13 protein-coding genes and 2 pseudogenes are annotated in these 16,314 nt (G+C 73.2%); 3 read left to right on the top strand and 12 right to left on the bottom strand.

The window, feature by feature from the left end; genetic code table 11:
- Window positions 1-67 precede the first annotated feature (67 nt).
- From ACKUB9_RS19620 to ACKUB9_RS19570, 11 genes and pseudogenes are all read right to left on the bottom strand, one after another.
- Window positions 68-421 (bottom strand): iron chaperone, encoded by a 354-nt coding sequence (locus ACKUB9_RS19620; protein ID WP_407525581.1) that lies wholly within the window; start codon window positions 419-421, stop codon window positions 68-70.
- Between the two features lie 188 nt (window positions 422-609).
- Window positions 610-996, bottom strand: coding sequence for a DUF2200 domain-containing protein (locus ACKUB9_RS19615; protein ID WP_407525584.1), 387 nt, complete (start codon window positions 994-996; stop codon window positions 610-612).
- A gap of 82 nt (window positions 997-1,078) precedes the next feature.
- Window positions 1,079-1,609 (bottom strand): dihydrofolate reductase family protein, encoded by a 531-nt coding sequence (locus ACKUB9_RS19610; RefSeq protein WP_407525587.1) that lies wholly within the window; start codon window positions 1,607-1,609, stop codon window positions 1,079-1,081.
- A gap of 61 nt (window positions 1,610-1,670) precedes the next feature.
- Window positions 1,671-2,960, bottom strand: coding sequence for a type 2 periplasmic-binding domain-containing protein (locus tag ACKUB9_RS19605; RefSeq protein WP_407525590.1), 1,290 nt, complete (start codon window positions 2,958-2,960; stop codon window positions 1,671-1,673).
- A 22-nt stretch (window positions 2,961-2,982) separates the two neighbouring features.
- Window positions 2,983-3,207, bottom strand: coding sequence for a hypothetical protein (locus tag ACKUB9_RS19600; RefSeq protein ID WP_407525593.1), 225 nt, complete (start codon window positions 3,205-3,207; stop codon window positions 2,983-2,985).
- Between the two features lie 27 nt (window positions 3,208-3,234).
- Complete coding sequence (locus ACKUB9_RS19595) at window positions 3,235-3,984, bottom strand: hypothetical protein (protein WP_410825874.1); 750 nt, start codon at window positions 3,982-3,984, stop codon at window positions 3,235-3,237.
- Window positions 3,985-3,999: 15 nt separating this feature from the next.
- Window positions 4,000-4,836: a DUF2092 domain-containing protein gene (locus tag ACKUB9_RS19590; protein ID WP_407525598.1), complete on the bottom strand. Its 837-nt coding sequence runs from the start codon at window positions 4,834-4,836 to the stop codon at window positions 4,000-4,002.
- A gap of 45 nt (window positions 4,837-4,881) precedes the next feature.
- On the bottom strand, window positions 4,882-8,031 hold the full coding sequence (locus ACKUB9_RS19585; protein ID WP_407525600.1) for an efflux RND transporter permease subunit: 3,150 nt from the start codon (window positions 8,029-8,031) through the stop codon (window positions 4,882-4,884).
- A gap of 7 nt (window positions 8,032-8,038) precedes the next feature.
- Window positions 8,039-9,136: an efflux RND transporter periplasmic adaptor subunit gene (locus ACKUB9_RS19580; RefSeq protein WP_407525603.1), complete on the bottom strand. Its 1,098-nt coding sequence runs from the start codon at window positions 9,134-9,136 to the stop codon at window positions 8,039-8,041.
- A gap of 408 nt (window positions 9,137-9,544) precedes the next feature.
- Complete coding sequence (locus tag ACKUB9_RS19575) at window positions 9,545-12,037, bottom strand: YhdP family protein (RefSeq protein ID WP_410825872.1); 2,493 nt, start codon at window positions 12,035-12,037, stop codon at window positions 9,545-9,547.
- A 133-nt stretch (window positions 12,038-12,170) separates the two neighbouring features.
- A pseudogene (locus ACKUB9_RS19570) lies at window positions 12,171-13,118 on the bottom strand (hypothetical protein); the annotation flags it as partial.
- A gap of 206 nt (window positions 13,119-13,324) precedes the next feature.
- Between ACKUB9_RS19570 and ACKUB9_RS19565 the strand changes: the two are divergent.
- Window positions 13,325-13,786 carry a peroxiredoxin gene (locus ACKUB9_RS19565; RefSeq protein WP_407525609.1) on the top strand — a complete coding sequence of 154 codons (462 nt, stop codon included), beginning with the start codon at window positions 13,325-13,327 and terminating at the stop codon, window positions 13,784-13,786.
- 113 nt (window positions 13,787-13,899) lie between these two features.
- The gene (locus tag ACKUB9_RS19560; RefSeq protein ID WP_407525612.1) at window positions 13,900-14,028 is read left to right on the top strand and encodes a hypothetical protein; all 129 of its coding nucleotides are present in this window, start codon (window positions 13,900-13,902) and stop codon (window positions 14,026-14,028) included.
- Window positions 14,029-14,138: 110 nt separating this feature from the next.
- Here the strand turns inward: ACKUB9_RS19560 and ACKUB9_RS19555 are convergent.
- Window positions 14,139-14,779 (bottom strand): annotated as a pseudogene (locus ACKUB9_RS19555) (LysE family translocator).
- A gap of 269 nt (window positions 14,780-15,048) precedes the next feature.
- On the opposite strand from ACKUB9_RS19555, the gene ACKUB9_RS19550 reads away from it, so the two are divergent.
- Window positions 15,049-16,257, top strand: coding sequence for a peptidoglycan DD-metalloendopeptidase family protein (locus tag ACKUB9_RS19550; protein ID WP_407525615.1), 1,209 nt, complete (start codon window positions 15,049-15,051; stop codon window positions 16,255-16,257).
- Window positions 16,258-16,314 lie beyond the last annotated feature (57 nt).

Below are 16,314 nucleotides of genomic sequence, written 5' to 3'. Positions count from 1 at the left end.
CGATCAGGGAATCACACCGCAGCAGACCCGAAAACCCCGCACCGACTCAGCCCAAACCGAAAACGCTCTAAAACCCCTTCTTGCTGCGAGAGCTGACCGCCAGTTTCTCGACGAGTTCATCAGTGATGGGCTTGCTCGCCGAGAACGTGACGCCAGTCTTGGTTGCCTTGAGTTTCAAAGACGCAATCTCATCCGCATGGGCGGCAATGGCGCCTGGATCAACATAGAGGCCGCATTGTTTGCTGAAGGCGGCATAGCCTGCGACGATTGTTTCTTCGATCTGAAATCCAGGCAGGTCGTACTTCATGACCTCTTGGGCGTCTGGAAGAGCCCGCGATAGCTGTGCGCGCAGTCGACCCAACACCGCGCGAAACTGCTCAGGTGCGGCGGCTATATAGGCGTCATGGCTATCCTTCGTCATTCGAAAAATATTCCTTATGGTGTGTTGAAAATCACCGGCAAGAGTCGATTCTCAAGAACAGCGATTGCCGAGGGAGTGGTTTTCGGAAGGGAGTCGTTCCACTTCCCACCCTAAGTAGCCATTCCGCTGCTCCGTCTTGGTTGCACGGGGACCGACCACTCGGTCGACATCCGCGGGCATGCGCAGCGCTACGAGCCACGCAAGATCTTCGGCATCGCCCGGCCGCGGGCAAGCTCGTCAACGAGCTTGTCGAGGTAGCGGATCTCTCGCATCAGTGGCTCTTGGATCTCCTCCACGCGGACGCCGCAGATCGAGCCCGTAATGAGTGAGCGCGACGGGTTCAAGCGAGGGGCATGTTCGAAGAAAGACCTGAAATCGACCTTCTGTTCGATTTGGCTTCGAAGCGAGTCCTGATCGTAGCCCGTCAGCCAGAATATGATCCGGTCCACGTCTGCCTTCGTGTGGCCCTTCCTTTCCGCTTTGGCGACGTAGTGCGGATATACGCTGCCGAAACTCGTGCTGAAAATCCGGTGCTCCACCTTCCTCGCCCTCCTGCAGGAAAGATCATCGGCCATGCCGCGAGAAGACGCTGTGATGGCGGGCGATGCAACGTCTGCTCTCGACTCATCGCTGCAGCCGCGAGCGCGTGCCGCAGCATCAAACGGGAACGTAGGTCAACCGGATCACATCCTCGTCGATCCGATCGTGAGCCATGAGGCGGAGCCGCGGTCGAGGCCCGGCGAAGTATGGCGTGCCGCGACCAAGCACGACCGGGTGGAGGTAAATTCGATATTCATCGATCAGACCAAGCTCGGTAAGGCTTTGCGCTAAGGTCGGACCGGCGACTTCGATCTCGCCGTCACCCCCGGCCTTCAGTTCGCGGATTGTGCCCTCAAGGTCATCCTCAATAAGCCTGGCGTTCGGGCCGATCGACTTCAATGAACGCGAGACGACCCATTTGGGCTGGTTTCGCCACGCCGCCCCGAAGGCGCGCTCCGCCGCACCCCATTCAGGATGATCGTCGTCCCAGTAGCGCATGATCTCATACATCTGGCGGCCGTACACGCTGCCCGCCTGCCCCCGGGCCTCCTCAATGAAGTGGCGGAAGAGCGTGGGGCTTGGTCCGAACGCCAGATGGTCGACGTAGCCGTCCAACGACTGGTTCATTCCGAAGACGAGCTTCGCCATGCCACAGATCCCCCCAGCGCTCTCCGCCGAAGTGGAGGCCGATTCGGTGCAAAAAAAGGACTTAGAGCCGCCCCAGCGCCTCGCGCCGCTCGCGGATCGCCGCGCGGGCGTGGTCGATCGCCTGGCCGAGAATCGCTTGGCCGAGGAGCGGGGAGCCGCTGCCGGCGCGCGCCTCCTTCGCCAGCGCCGCGCCGACGAGCCCGCGCAGGTCGCGCGCCAGGCCGTCGAGCGCGGGTGCATCGGCCGTGTCGGCCGCGTCCGCGATCGCGATCAGCTGCCGGACGAGGATCCGCTCGCGCGCGGCGCGGCGCCGGTGTCCGTGGCTCACCGCGAGCGCCAGCCCCGAGCCGACGAGGCTGAGCACGATGCCGCCGAGATAGAGGTAGTTCTGCGAGGTGTCGAAGAAGCTCTGGTCGCCGTTGGTGAGGTAGGTCGCCACGCCCGGATGGACCGGCAGCAGCGGGTTCCGGTCGTCGAGGTCGGGCGCCTCGATCTGGCCGGCGAAGGGAGTCGAGGCGGTGAGCAGGGTCCGGGCCGTGAAGACCGACCGGGCGACCGCCGCCGCCACGATGTCGAGCATCGCGCGCGCGGCGACGAGGCGGTAGGTGACCGCGAGGCTGTCGACGCTCTCGGCCGGCACCGCGGGCCGGCCCCGGAAGGCGCCGACCGGCACCTCGATCGGCTCCAGCCCCGGATGGCGCCGGTGGATCGCCTCCGCCTCGGACAGGGCGAGCAGGGTCGGGGTGCCCCGCGTCGCCCGCGCCACGGCGGCCACCGCCTCCACCGCCGCGCCCGGCCCCACCGGCCCGACCGCGAACACCGCCGCCACCCTCTGCTCCCGCACGGCCGCCGCGAGGGCGTCGGGCTCGGCGAAGATCCGCTCCACCCGGTCCGCCGGCACGCCCACGTAGGCGAGAAGCGCGTCGAGGATGCGGGCATCGTCCGCCTGGACCGGTCCGGCGGGGATCGCCACGCGCCGCCCGGCGAGGTGGCCGAGTGCGGTGACGGGGCTGTGGGGCGGCAGCACCAGGGCGACCACGTCCCGGCGCAGGATCGCCACGGTCATGCCGTTCGGCGGCGGCGGCAGGTCGCTGCGGATCACCGCGAGGTCGACCCGCCCCTCCTCCAGCGCCGTCGCGCTCGCCTGGAGGCCGGCCTCCTCGACGGGCACGACGCGCACGCGCGGATGCAGCCGGGCGTTCGCCTGCGCGAAGGCGGAGACGAGGCGCTGGATCGCGCTGCCGGGCGGGCCGGTGGTGACGCGCAGCTCCGCGTGGGTCAGCCCGGCGTAGACCGCCGCCGCGGCGAGGCCGGCGAGCGCGAGGACGCCCGCCGCCGCCCGCAGGATCACGGACGGTGCCGCGGTGCGCGCCTCACCAGCGGCGGTAGACCGTGGTGCGCCGCGGCCCGTAATAGCCTCCGCGCCGCACCACCACGCGCCGCGGCCCGTAGACGCCTCGGCGCACCGCGACGGAGCCGCCCGGTCCGACGCAGCCGGCCCGGTAGACGCCCCGGGCGCAGACCACGGCATCCGCGGGGCTCGGGGTGAGCGTGACGAGGCCGGCGGCGAGGCCGAGCAGGATCAGGACGTACTTCATGGGTCGTCTCCCTTCGCGCGGGTTCGGTCACGGGTGAGCGAGGAGGCGCAGGCAGGTGCCGGCCTTCTCGGCGGCGGGCCGCGCCTCCGCCTCGGGGATGCGGCCGGCCTCGACCAGCGAACGGGTCTCCGCCACGACCGTGTCGCGCAGCGTCTCCAGGCTCTTCATATTCCGGATCGCCGCGTCGTAGATCATCTTCGAGTCCGCCGGCAGGCCGGCGGCGCAGTGCGTCGAGGCGCTGTTCGCCTGGGCGACCTGCGTGCTTCCTCCGGACGTGGTTCCGGCGGAGGCGCCTCCTCCGGAGGTGGCCGCCGTCGCTGATCCCGCGGCGGGCTTGGCCGCCGCGGGCGCGCCCTCCGCGGGCTTGGCCGCCGCGGGCGCGCCCTCCGCGGGCTTGGCCGCCGCGGGCGCGCCCTCCGCGGGCTTGGCCGCCGCGGGCGCGCCCTCCGCGGGCTTGGCCGCCGCGGGCGCGCCCTCCGCGGGCTTGGCCGCCGCGCTGGCCGCGGGAGCCGCGGAGTCCGCGGCGGGGCCGGTCGTCACGGCGGCGTGGGCCGTCACCGCGGCCGCCCCGCCCGCGATCGCGGCGCCCGCCGCCGCGGCGGCCACCGGGGCGCAGCGCCAGCAGCGCGCCAGGATTGCCTCGCGGGCTGCGAGCGGGGCGCGGAAGCCCCCCACCGTCACGCCGCGCCAGCCGCGCGCCACCCAGAACGCCTCGGCGGGCGCCGCCGTCCCGATTCCGATCGCGGCCGCCAGCAGGCCCGCACTGATCCGCATCATCGCGTCCTCCCCGTTTCAGAGATCAGGTTGGGTGAAGGGCACCGGCGCGGCGCCCGCCGCGTCGGCCGCCGTGAAGGCGCTGTCGTCGAGCGGGGCGTCGAGGCGCCACTCGCCGAAGCTCACCCCGCTGCGGGGCCGGCCTGGCGCCGCGGTCTCGGTGACCCAGAGCTGGCGCGGCAGCCGGTCCTGCGCGCCGATCCAGATCTGCCCCTGCGCGTCCGGGGCCGCGAAGGCGACGATGGCGGTCTCGACGCCGCCGACCAGCGTCGAGCGGCCGACCACGAAGGCTCGGGTCAGGCCCTGGGTGAAGGTGCCCTCGGTCTGGGCGAGCAGCATGTCGGCGAAGGCGAGGCTCTGCCCGGCGACGGCCGCCTCGGCCTTGAGCACCGCTTCGAGGCTGGCCGGCGCCGGCGCGGTCGCCACCGTGCGGGCGCGCGGCCGGTAGAGCGTCATGGTGCGCCCGTCGCTGACGAACTCGCTCGGCGGCCCGTCGCCCGTCGTCTCGACCCGCAGCCGGTCCGGGCGGCGCAGGCTGACGCGGCTCTGCACCGTGTAGAGGATCGACTGGCCCTCCGCGTTCGGCACGTCGTGCAGCGCGGTTGCCGTGAAGCTCATGGTCCTGGCTCCGGCGAGCGCCGCGCCGGCGCCCTTCAGGAGCGCCAGCGCCTCCGGTTCGAGGGCGGCGGTCTGCGCGGCGGCGGGACCGCCCAGCAGCAGCAGGCCGGCGAGGCAGGCGCGCGCCGCGCGGCAGGAGCGCGGCCAGTAGCGCGGCCAGGAGCCCGGCCGGAAGCGCGGCGCGGCGCGATGCGGCCGGAACGGCCAAGCGCGTGGGGTCCAAGCGCGAACGATCATGGCGGCGCCTCTCTGTTCGTTGCGCGCCGGTCTGCGCCGACGCGGTCAGCCTTCCGCCGGCAGCGCCGGGGTCTTGCCGCGCGCGGCGCGCTCGGCGCGGCGCTGGAGCACCACGAAGAACGGCGGCACGAACAGCACCGCCACGAAGGTCGAGGCCAGCATGCCGCTGCACACCGTGATGCCGATGGAGCGCCGGGCCGCCGCCCCCGCCCCGGTGGCGAAGACGAGGGGCAGGACGCCCAGGATGAAGGCGAGCGAGGTCATCAGGATCGGCCGCAGGCGCAGCCGCGCCGCCGCGAGTGCCGCCTCCTCGATGGGCAGGCCGCGCACGAGCCGCAGGTCGCGCGCGAAGGCGACCACCAGGATGGCGTTCTTGGCCGCGAGCGCGATCAGCAGCACGAGGCCGATCTGCGTGTAGATGTTGTTGGCGGCCCCCGCGAGCGTCAGCGCCGCCACGGTGCCGAGGAGCGCGAGCGGCACCGCCAGGATCACCGCGAGCGGCGCCGTCCAGCTCTCGTACTGGCCCGCCAGCACGAGGTAGACGAGGAGGAGCGCGAGGCCGAACACCCAGTAGGCCTGGTTCCCGAGCTGCGCCTCCTGGTAGGCGATGCCCGACCAGTCGAAGCGGGTGCCCGGCGGCAGGGTGGACTTGGCGAGATCCGCCATCAAGGCCAGGGCCTCGCCGGAGCTGGTGCCGGGCGCCGCCGCGCCGTTGATCGCCGCCGAGGGCGCGAGGTTGAACAGGGGCACGAGCGCCGGGCCGAGGGCGGGCGTGAGCGTGGCGAGCACGCCCACCGGCACCGCGCCGCCGCTCGCGTTGCGCACGGTCAGGGTCTCGATGGTCTCGGGCGTGAGCCGGAACGGCGCGTCGGCCTGCACGAAGATCGGGAAGGTGTGGCCGAAGCGGGTGATCTGGCCCGCATAGGTCGAGCCGACATAGGTCTGGATGGTCTGGAGCGCGTCGCCGGGATTGACGCCGAGCGTCTCGGCTTTGCGCCGGTCGAGATCGACCCGCAGATGCGGCGCCCCGGCCCGGAACGGCGTCGTCACCCGCACGAGGCCGGGCTGGGCGGCGCCCGCCGCCACCAGCGCGTCGGCGGCCCGTTGCAGCGCCGCGTAGTCGAAGCTGCCGCCCGTGAGCTGCACCTGCATCTGGAAGCCGCCCGTGAGGCCCAGGCCCTGGATCGGCGGGGGCGGCACCACGGTGGAGCGCGCCTCCGGCAGAGCGGAGAGGCGGGCCTGGAGCCCGGCGTAGAGGGTGCGCAGGTCCTCCCCCGCCCCCCGCTCGCTCCAGTCCTTCAGGATCACGTAGGCGACGCCCGCATTGGCGAGCGAGGCGTTGTTGTCGAGGAGCGAGACGCCGCCGATCGACACCACCCGGTCGACGCCCGGCACCGCCTTGGCGGCCACGGTCAGCCGGTCCATGGCCCGGGCGGTGCGCTCCAGCGAGGCGCCGTCGGGGAGCTGGACCGCCACCATCAGGTAACCCTGGTCCTCGGTGGGGATGAAGGCGGTGGGCAGGCGCGCGAGGCCGTAGGTCCCCGCCGCCACGAGCGCGAGCGCCGCCGCCGCGGCGGCTCCGGCGTGCCGCACCAGCCGGGCGGTCACCCCGAGATAGGCCGATTCCAGCCGGCCGTAGACGGCCTCGAAGCGGCGCCGGAAGGCAGCCTCGACGCGGCCCGGCGCCGTGGTCCTGGGCCGCAGCCAGCGCGCGCACTGCGTGGGCTTCAGCGTCACCGCGTTGAGCGCGCTGAGGAGCGCGGTCGCGGCGATCACCAGGGCGAATTGCCGATAGAGCTGGCCGACGATGCCCGGCAGGAGCGAGGCCGGCAGGAAGACGCAGAGCAGCACCAGCGTGATGGCCAGGATCGGCATCATCAGCTCGCCCATCGCCGTGACGGCCGCCTCCCGCGGGGACAGACCCGCCTCGACGTGGTGGTCCGAGGCCTCCACCACCATGATCGCGTCGTCGACCACGATGCCGATGGCGAGCACCAGCCCGAACAGGGTGAGGAGGTTGATGCTGAAGCCCAGCAGCGCGAGGCCCGCGAAGGCGCCGATGATGGTGACCGGCACGGTGGTGGCCGGCACCAGGGTGGCGCGCCAATCCCCGAGGAAGACCAGGATGACGAGGAGGACGAGCACGGCCGCCTCGGCCAGCGTGATCCAGACCTCCCGGATCGAGGCCTGGACGAAGCGGGTGGTGTCGAACGGGATGCTGGCCGTCACGCCCTCGGGGAAGTCGGCCGAGAGGCGCGCCATCGCGGCGCGCACCGCCGCGGCCACCGCGAGCGCGTTGGCCTCGGGAAGCTGGAAGATCGCGATGCCGGCCGCCGGGGCGCCGTCGAGGGTCAGGAACTGGCTGTAGGCCTGCGCGCCGAGTTCGACCCGCCCCACGTCGCGGATGCGGGTGATGCCGCCGCCGGGCTCGGTCTTGACCGCGATCTCCTCGAACTCGGCGGCGTCCGCGAAGCGGCCCTTGAGGTCGAGGGTGATCTGGAAGGCCTGATTCGTCGGAACCGGCGGGGCGCCGACCTGGCCCGCCGCCACCGCCTGGCTCTGCTGCTGGACCGCGCTCACCACGTCGCCCGGCATCAGCCCGCGCGCCCGCAGGGCGTCGGCGTCGAGCCAGATCCGCATCCCGTACTGGCCGATGCCGAACACCGAGGCGTCGGCGACGCCCGGGATGCGGGCGAGCGTGTCCTTCAGGCTGATCGCCGCGTAGTTGCTGAGGAAGAGCCCGTCGCGCGAGCGGTCCGGCGAGGTGAGCGTGACGATCTGCAGGATCGCCGTGCTCTTCTTCTTGCTCGTCACGCCCTGCGCCTGCACCGCCTGGGGCAGCACCGCCATCGCGGCCGAGAGCCGGTTCTGGACCTGGACCTGCGCCTGGTCGAGGTCGGTGCCCACCGCGAAGGTGACGACGAGCGCGTAGGTGCCGTCGTTGGCCGAGGTCGACTGCATGTAGAGCATGTTCTCGACGCCGTTGACCTGCTGCTCGATCGGCAGGGCCATGGTCTCGACCACCGTCCGGGCGTCCGCGCCGGGAAAGCGCGCGGTGACCTGCACGGTGGGCGGCGTGATCGGCGGGTACTGGGCGACGGGCAGGAAGAGGATCGCCACGAGGCCGATCACGCAGACGAGCACCGCCAGCACGTTGGCGAGGACCGGGCGCTCGACGAAGGTGGCGACGCGCATGGTCGCCTCACTCGGCGCGGGCGGCGGCGGCCGGCGCCGGGATCGCGCCGGCTGGCGCCGGGATCGCGCCGGCCGGCGCCGGGATCGCGCCCGGCGACACCGCGACGGTCCGGCCCGGAACGGCGAACTGCACGCCGTCCGTCACGACCCGGTCGTTCGGCTGGAGGCCGGCCGCGATCACCTGCAGGCCGCCGCGCGCCGGCCCCAGGGTGACGCGCCGCAGCGCCACGGTGCCGCCCTCGTCCACCACGAGCAGGGTCGGGCCGGCCTGGTCGGCGCCGAGCGCGGCGGCGGGCACCCACTGCGCGGGCTTCGGGGGGCCGAGGGGGATGCGCAGTCGCACGAACAGCCCCGGGGCGAGCCGCCGGCCGGGATTGTCGAGGATGGCCCGGGCCTGGAGCGTGCCGGTGGCGCTGTCGAGCCCGGCATCCACGAAGTCGAGGTGGCCGCGATGCGGCAGGTCGGGCTCGTCGGAGAGGCCGGCCTGGACCGGGACGCGGCGCAGCGCCTCGCGGGTGAGCCCACTCTCGCGCAGGGCCGCCTGGAGGCGGCGCAGGTCGCGCTCGTTGATGCTGACGGTGGCGTAGAGCTGGTCGATCTGCGACAGCGTGCCGAGCTTGGTGGGCTGGCCCGCCCCCACGAGGTTGCCCGCATCGACGAGGCGCCGGCCCATCCGGCCCGCGAAGGGCGCCTCCACCCGCGTGTAGGAGAGGTTGATCTGCGCGGTCTTCAGGTTCGCCTGGGCGGCCGCCACCGCGCCGCGCCCGGTGTCCCGCGCGGCGAGCGCTGTGTCCAGGCTCGTCTGCGTCGCCACGTACTGCTTGCGCAGCGCGTCCTGGCGCGAGAATTCGGCCTCGGCGCTCTTGAGGGCGGCCTGCTGCTGGTCGAGGGTCGCCTGCGCCAGGTCGACCTGCGCGACGTAGGGCTCGTCCTCGATCCGGAACAGCACTTGCCCCTTGGGCACGTCGGCGCCGTCGGTGAAGCCCACCTCGCGCAGGAAGCCCGGCACGCGGGCGACGAGGTCGACCGTGGCGGCGGCGGCGGTCTGGCCGGTGAGCAGGATGTTTTCTTGGAGCGGCGCGACCAGGGGCGCGGCGGCGAGCACGCGGGGCGGCGGCGGCGTGAGGGGAGCCGGCGCGTCGCAGCCCGCGGCGGATGCGGCGAGGAGACCGGCCGTCAGCGCGGCCCGAGACCCCCTCCCCCGATATCGGCGAGACGCACGATTCTGCAAGCACACCTCCATCGGAGAGGATTGCGCACTGCAAGCACCGTCACGCTAATCTCTGCGGAAGGCGGTGTCAATCAAAGGCCAAGGTGCAATCGTCGGAAGCAAAGCCCAGTCATCGGTCTAACAAATGTTAGGGCCGAATTTGGAATGCCCTGGCGCGCATTGCAAAGAGGATCGCAGAGGCGGCGAGGACGGCGCTGAGGCGCGAGGATCACGGGCGAGCCGGCGGCAGGGGCCGGTCCGTTGTCCGGCATGGCGGGTTCGGCTGGGCCGCCCGCCCTGCCGCTACCGCTCGGGGCGCGCCGCCTGGGGCGGCCCCCCGGCGCCGAACAGCTTGCGCAGGAAGCCGGGCGCGATGGCCGAGAGCGGGTTCACGCTGACGTTCGGCGCGCTCATCGTCCCGGAGACCTGGAAGTTGATGCCGAACAGGCCCTCGTTGGAGCCGCCGCCGAGGAGCGGCCCGAAGATCGGCACGTGGGAGACGACGTTGTTGAGCCCGTAGAGCGGCACGAAGGTGCCGGCAATGTCGGTGCGGTTGCGCCCGGTATCGAGCCAGCCCCGCAGGGTGAAGCCCATCGCAGGGCCGGAGATCGCGGCCTCCGAGACGTCGACCCGGGTGCCGGTGCGCACGAAATCGGCGGAGAGGCGGTCGAAGCCGACGTCGTTGACCTCCCGCCGCCCGCCCTGGTTCAGGTGGTCGTCGCCCCCGGGATCGCCCTGCGCCATGATGCGCCCGAGCGCCGGCTCGTCGCGCAGCACGAAGGAGCGGATCTGCACCGCTCCGCTCTGCGGCCCGTCGTTCATGGTGGTCTGCAATTGCAGGCGCCCGCCATGCATGCGCCGGTAGATGTCGAGGAAGCGCAGCACCGCCCCCGCGTCGCTCGATTCCGCCGAGAGCACCGGCGGCGCGCCGCGCTCGCCGCGGGCCACCTCGACGGTCACGGCGGCGCCCTTCAGGCGGCCCTGGATCCGGCCCTGCCGCAGGTCGTCGCCGCGCAGCGACAGGCGCAGGGAGGCGTTGGTCAGCGCCTCCTCGTTGAAGCCGGTGAGGATCGCGAAGCTCAGGTCCGCCTCGACCTCCTTGCCAGGACCCTCTTTCCCTTGCCCGTCCTTGCCGCCCTTCCTGGCCGGCCCGGTGAGCGCCTTGAGGAAGGGGCGCGCATCCGCCACGCCGCCCTTGAGATTGACCTTGTAGGTGCCGCCGCTGCGCTCCACGAGGCCCCGCACGTCGTCGCCGGGGGAGAGCTTCAGGCTGGTGAACTCCGCCCGGTCGAGCGTGCCCTCCTGGCTCACGATCGCGCTGCCGCGGGCCTGGACGGTGCCGGATTCGAGCACGATGTCGCGCAGGTCCATCCCGGTGGCCGTCTCGGTGAGCGCGAAGGTCAGTCGTCCGGGCTTGCCGGCCGCCTTGGTCCAGCCCGGCAGCAGGCCGTCGATGGAAGCCCGCGAGAGGTCGGCCTCGACCCGGGCGGTGGTGCGGCCCGGCCGGCCGATCGGCACGACGAAGCGGGCCGGCACCGGGCCGGCGAGCGCGGGCGCGGCCGGCAGGCCCCGCCGCGCCCGCGCCGCGTCGTCGAGGGTCAGCGTGACCAGCGCCTCGCCGGGGGCGCCGGCCTTGGGCTGGTGCAGGTCGACGCTCATCGGCGCGCCCGCGAGCTTCGCCTCGCCCTTGAGGTTGAAGCCGCTGCGGTCGTACGCGATGGCGAAGCGGCCGTTCTCCAGCCGGTCCTTGCCGACGAGCTTGTCCACCGTGACGTCGGTGAAGCTGCCGCTCGCCGTCACCGGCAGGTCGGCGATGTCGGGCACGCGGTCGAGGTTCAGGGGAAAGTCGACCCGCAGGTCCGCCTGCCCCTTCACGCCCGCCGGGTCGATCTCGGTGCTGCTCAGGCCGCGGAACAGCTTGGCCTGGAGCAGCGAGGCGACCGCGTCGGTGCCGCCGACGAGGCGGAAGCCGATCTGGGCGGTGACGTCGTGGGGCACCGCGTCCTTGATGACGAAGGAGCCGTCCTGCAGGCCGAGCACGCGCCCGTCCGGCATCCGGATCTCGGCGGTGGCGCCCCGGATCGTGGTGTTGCGCCCGGTCACGAGGCCCGAGACGCGCCCGCGCGAGAGCGGTGGCGCGTCGGGCGAGATCACCAGACCGCCGTCGGCGATCGCGAAGGCGATGCGCACGGCGCCGTCCGGCATCGGGTCGCCGCGGGTGGCCGCCGCGAACTCCGCCATCGTCATGTCGACCGCGATGTCGAGGTTGTCCAGCCGGCCGGCCCGCAGGTTGTCGACGAGGTAGGTGCGGATCGGCGGCGCGATGTTCTCGGGCCACAGCCGCAGGGCGCTGCGCCCGTCCGCCCGCTCGGCCTGGATGCGCAGCGTCAGGCCGCCCTCGTCCTGGCGCGTGCCGAAGGTGCCCGAGACGCTGCCGCTCGCGGTGGGGCCGGAGAGCGTGAAGGCGTCGATGGAGACGCCGTCGTCCCGGCCCGAGAGATGGGCCGCGATGCTGTCGATCCGGACCGGCGGGTCGGCGGGGGTGGCCCCCCGGAGCACCGCGTCGCGGCCGGTGAGGGTCGCGGTCCAGGCCGGGTCGGCGCCGGGACCCGCCGCCCACTCGCCCGCCAGCCGCACGGCGTTGCCCCCGCCCCGGTAATCGACGGCGTCGAGCTTGAGGGCGCGGCGGGTCTCGTCCCAGCTCGCATCCACCGAGACGGTCTCGATGGTGACCGGGTTGAAGTCCTTCTCCTCGATCAGGAGGCTGCCCTCGCTCGACCGGAGCGCGAGCGTCATCGCGTCGAGCCGGGCGCCGTGCATCGAGACGGTGGCGCGGCCGGACAGCTTGAGGTCGGTGGTGAGCGGCAGCCGNGTTGAAGTCCTTCTCCTCGATCAGGAGGCTGCCCTCGCTCGACCGGAGCGCGAGCGTCATCGCGTCGAGCCGGGCGCCGTGCATCGAGACGGTGGCGCGGCCGGACAGCTTGAGGTCGGTGGTGAGCGGCAGCCGCGACTGGCCGGAGAGGAGCAGGAGGTCGGAGACCGGCAGGTCGTCGAGGGTCAGGACGCCCCGGCGCAGGCCGCCGGCGGCCTGCTCCACGTCGCCGCCGAAGCGCCACTCCCCGTGCGGCCCGAGGATGCGCATCTCGAACACCCGCGCCTCGCGCAGGGCGTCGCGGGTGAACAGGCCGTCGACCCGCGGAAAGACCGCGCGGTCGACGCCGGCATCGTCCGTGAGGGTGAGGCGGGCGTTGGTCAGGCGGGCGCGGTCGAGGGTGCCGAACACGCCCGCGGAATCGAGCACGAGGCTGAAGATCGACGCGACCGTGGCCGAGATGGGCGAGACGGTGCCGCGGGCCGCGTCCACCGCGGGCGGCGTGCGCGGACTCGCCTCGGTCGGGTCGGCGGAGGCCGCGATCGAGCCGTCCCGGTGCACCACCGCCCGCAATTGCAGGTCGCGGAACTCCACCGAGCGCGGCTGCACCGTCAGGGTGAGCAGCGCCGGCAGGTCGATGCTGACGAGGGCGAGCGGCGCGCGCACCACGAGGGCGCCCTCGGGGTTGCGGATGTCGAGCCCGGTGGTGCGCAGCGCGAGCGCCCCGTCGCGGTCGATCTCGATGGCGCTGTCGCGCAGAGTGACCTGCCAGCCCGGCCCCAGCCGCGCCGCGATGGCGCCGGTCAGGCGCGGCTCCAGCCACGCGACCCCCATCGGCCCGCTGGCGAGGCGCAGGTAGGCGAGCCCGGCGCCGAGGCCGACCAGCAGCGCCGCCGCGAGCTTGAGGACGAGCACGCCCCTGACGCATCGCCGCAGCACCGACGGACGGCCCGGCGGGCAGGCCGTGCCGGGCGATGCTGAGGGGGTCGGATGAGCCTGATCCATGCCTGCCGTCGTTGCGGGACGCCTGCCGTGATGCCGGCAGCGTCGGTCGAGTCCGGTTACCGAAGGTTAACGCCGCGCCCGCATGCCCCAAGCCGCCCCGCAAGCCGCCCCGCTCCGGCGCCGCGGCGGTTGTCGTCCGCCGTCGCGCGCCGTTGCGGGCTTCGTTCCCATGAGGCACACCATCAATCGGCCGAAAGGAAGGCACGATGCCCCTGAACCCCGGCGATTCCGCCCCGGATTTCACCCTGCCCGCGACGGGCGGCACCGTCAGCCTCGCGGGGCTCAAGGGCCGCAAGGCGGTGCTGTACTTCTACCCCAAGGACGACACGAGCGGCTGCACGCTGGAGGCCCAGGCCTTCAACGCCCTCGCGGAGGCCTTCGCGGCCGCCGACACGGCGGTGATCGGCGTGTCGCCCGACTCGATGAGGAGCCACGAGAAATTCAGCGCCAAGTACGGGCTCGGCTTCCCCCTCGTCTCCGACGAGACGAAGGCGATGCTCGATGCCTACGGCGTCTGGGCCGAGAAGAGCATGTACGGCCGCAAGTACATGGGCGTCGAGCGCACCACCGTACTGATCGACCGCGACGGCACCGTGGCGCGGATCTGGCCGAAGGTGAAGGTCCCCGGCCATGCGGACGAGGTCCTGGCGGCCGCCCGCGCGCTGTGACGCGGCGCCCTGGGGACGCATCGCAGAAGCCATCGTCGCGGCGATCCCGTCGATGGACGAGCGCGAGATCCCCTCTCCCGTGCGGGAGAGGGGATCCCTGCGCTTCGTTCGGCATGACGGAGCACCTCGCCTTCATCACCCGCCTGTTCGCCAAGTCGCGCCTGAAGCGCTTCGCCGAGACGCTGCCGCGCGACCGCTTCTCGTGGACCATCCTCGATCCGGGCGTGATGGTCGCCGCATGACGGCATGGCCGTGTTCAACCGTCGTGGACCGTGGCAGCGCGGTCGGGCGCTGGTCCAAGCCCTTGTCGATTCTCGCTCTCTTGCGCCGAGCCGGAGTCCGCTCCGGCGCGCTAAGGCGCGGGGCGCCGCGCCAGGGTCAGGCCGAGGCCGAGCGCGATCATCGCGGCACCCGAGCCTTCCCGCAGGCGGCGGATCAGCGCGGGCCTCGCGGCCGCGCCCGACCGGATGCCGCCCGCCGCGACGGCGACCCCGAGATCCGCGAGGGTGTTGAGCCCGACCGACACGGAGCCGAGCACCACGAATTGCAGGGCGACGCTGCCGGCGGCCGGATCCACGAATTGCGGCACGAAGGCCAGGAAGAAGGCCGCGGTCTTCGGGTTCAGGGCCTCGACCAGGACACCTTCGCGGAAGGCCCGCCGCGCCCCGATCACCGCCGTGCCGCCGGCCGGTCCGGCCTGCGCGTCCCGGCGGGCCGCGCGGAGCGTGCGAAGGCCGATCCAGACCAGGTAGGTAGCCCCGATCAGCTTCAGCGCGGTGAAGAGTTCGGCGCTGGCGAGCACGAGGGCCGAGACGCCCAGGCTGCCCGCCAGGACGTGGGCCAAGCCGCCCAGGCCGGTGCCGAGGCTGGAGGCCACGCCTTCGGCCCGCCCGCCAGCGTGCGCGCCGCGACGTAGAACAGGCCCGGGCCGGGCGTGACGGCGAGCACGAGGGCCGCGGCGACATAGAGGGCGAGGTGGGGCAGGTCGGGCATGGCGGCGAAGCCCTACAGGATCGCGGGCGCGGCAGCCAGGCAGGCGGAGAGAGCCCGGCGGCGCGGCCTTCCCGCAGCGGAGCGCCGGACGGGCGCCGGGTTCGAGCGCGGCTGTTCTTCTGCAGGGCATTCGGGAGGACGTTGCGGATAGGCCGGCCCGCGGCGGCGGACAGACCTGCCGGTCCGCGGGTTGGACTGATGCTGCCCCTGAGTTTGGGAGTTCCTTAACCTTAACCGGCCAGTCTCCGGACCATCCCCGGAACGGCCCGATGCCACAGCCCTCCTCCCTTCCCGGTACGCCCCCCCGCTCTCCTGCCGATCCGATCGTCTACGTGGTCCGCCGCCGGACCCTGGCGGCGGCCGGCCTCGCCGCCCTCGTCCTCGCCCTCTGGGCGAGCGCCGCCACCTGGGCGCTCGTCTTCCGCGACGAGGCGCTGGCGCGGATCGCCGCCCGCGAGCGCGGCCTGCACTACGCCTACGAGGAGCGGGTGAGCGCGCTGCGCGCCCGCCTCGACCGGGTCGCGACCCAGAAACTCCTGGAACAGGACGGGGTCGAGACCCGCATCGCCGAACTCACCAGCCGCCAGGTCTCGCTGGAGAACCGGCAGGCGATGCTGACCGGGCTCGCCGAGCAGGCGGGCGAGACGCCCGACGCGCCTGCAGTCACCGGCGCCCTGCCGGCCCGCGGCGCCCCGCAGAAGCCCGTGCCAGTCCCGCTGCCGAACCCCGAGGCGCTGGGCCTGCGCACCGAGGCGGCGCCGGCCCCGGTGTCCCTCGGGGCCGTGAGCCGGGTCGCCGGCCTGGAGACGGCCCTCGACGGGATCGCCGCGCAGCAGAGCCTGACCCTCGACCGCATCCTGCAGCGCAGCCAGGTCGAGGCGACGCGCCTGCGCCGGGTGGTGGCCGAGGTCGGCCTCGATCCGGGCCGCTTCGCGCCGGCGCGCGGCGGCGGCCTCGGCGGCCCGCTCGTGCCGGTGGGCGCCGGCCCCTTCGAGGCCGCCGTGACGCTGGCCCAGCGCAGCCTCGGCGAGCGCGACCAGTTGCGGCGGATCATCAAGGGCCTGCCGCTGCAGCGCCCGCTCGCCTTCGACGGCGGCCTGTCGAGCCATTACGGCTACCGGGTCGATCCCTTCACCCGGGGCCTCGCCCTCCACACCGGCATCGACCTGCGCGCGGAGGCCGGCGCCCCCGCCCGCGCCGCGGCGGCCGGCACGGTGACGGCGGCGGAGTATTCCGGCGGCTACGGCAACATGGTCGAGATCGACCACGGCCACGGCATCGTCACCCGCTACGCTCATCTCTCGGCGATCGGCGTCGCGCCGGGCCAGTCCGTGGCGCCGGGCCAGATGGTGGGCCGCGTCGGCTCCACCGGCCGCTCCACCGCCCCGCACCTGCACTACGAGACCCGCATCGACGGCGAGCCGGTCGACCCGCAGCGCTTCCTGCGCGCGAGCGCGCGGCTGCTGGCGGCGCGCTGAGCCGGGGAGGACCGGCGCGCGGTCGTTGGCCCCTTCCTTCCGGCCGGTGTACGATGC

The organism is Methylobacterium oryzisoli, assembly GCF_046557895.1.
GTDB classification, from domain to species: domain Bacteria; phylum Pseudomonadota; class Alphaproteobacteria; order Rhizobiales; family Beijerinckiaceae; genus Methylobacterium; species Methylobacterium oryzisoli.
Note: the sequence above shows the minus strand (reverse complement) of the source record. Positions and strands in the feature narration are given on the sequence as shown.

Excerpts from the sequence above, each read along its gene's own strand:
- ACKUB9_RS19600 (WP_407525593.1), bottom strand. The coding sequence starts at position 3,207 with ATGAAGTACGTCCTGATCCTGCTCGGCCTCGCCGCCGGCCTCGTCACG.
- ACKUB9_RS19610 (WP_407525587.1), bottom strand. The coding sequence starts at position 1,609 with ATGGCGAAGCTCGTCTTCGGAATGAACCAGTCGTTGGACGGCTACGTC.
- ACKUB9_RS19620 (WP_407525581.1), bottom strand. The coding sequence starts at position 421 with ATGACGAAGGATAGCCATGACGCCTATATAGCCGCCGCACCTGAGCAG.
- ACKUB9_RS19575 (WP_410825872.1), bottom strand. The coding sequence starts at position 12,037 with ATGACGCTCGCGCTCCGGTCGAGCGAGGGCAGCCTCCTGATCGAGGAG.
- ACKUB9_RS19565 (WP_407525609.1), top strand. The coding sequence starts at position 13,325 with ATGCCCCTGAACCCCGGCGATTCCGCCCCGGATTTCACCCTGCCCGCG.
- ACKUB9_RS19595 (WP_410825874.1), bottom strand. The coding sequence starts at position 3,984 with ATGATGCGGATCAGTGCGGGCCTGCTGGCGGCCGCGATCGGAATCGGG.
- ACKUB9_RS19590 (WP_407525598.1), bottom strand. The coding sequence starts at position 4,836 with ATGATCGTTCGCGCTTGGACCCCACGCGCTTGGCCGTTCCGGCCGCAT.
- ACKUB9_RS19560 (WP_407525612.1), top strand. The coding sequence starts at position 13,900 with ATGACGGAGCACCTCGCCTTCATCACCCGCCTGTTCGCCAAGTCGCGC.
- ACKUB9_RS19615 (WP_407525584.1), bottom strand. The coding sequence starts at position 996 with ATGGCCGATGATCTTTCCTGCAGGAGGGCGAGGAAGGTGGAGCACCGG.
- ACKUB9_RS19550 (WP_407525615.1), top strand. The coding sequence starts at position 15,049 with ATGCCACAGCCCTCCTCCCTTCCCGGTACGCCCCCCCGCTCTCCTGCC.
- ACKUB9_RS19585 (WP_407525600.1), bottom strand. The coding sequence starts at position 8,031 with ATGCGCGTCGCCACCTTCGTCGAGCGCCCGGTCCTCGCCAACGTGCTG.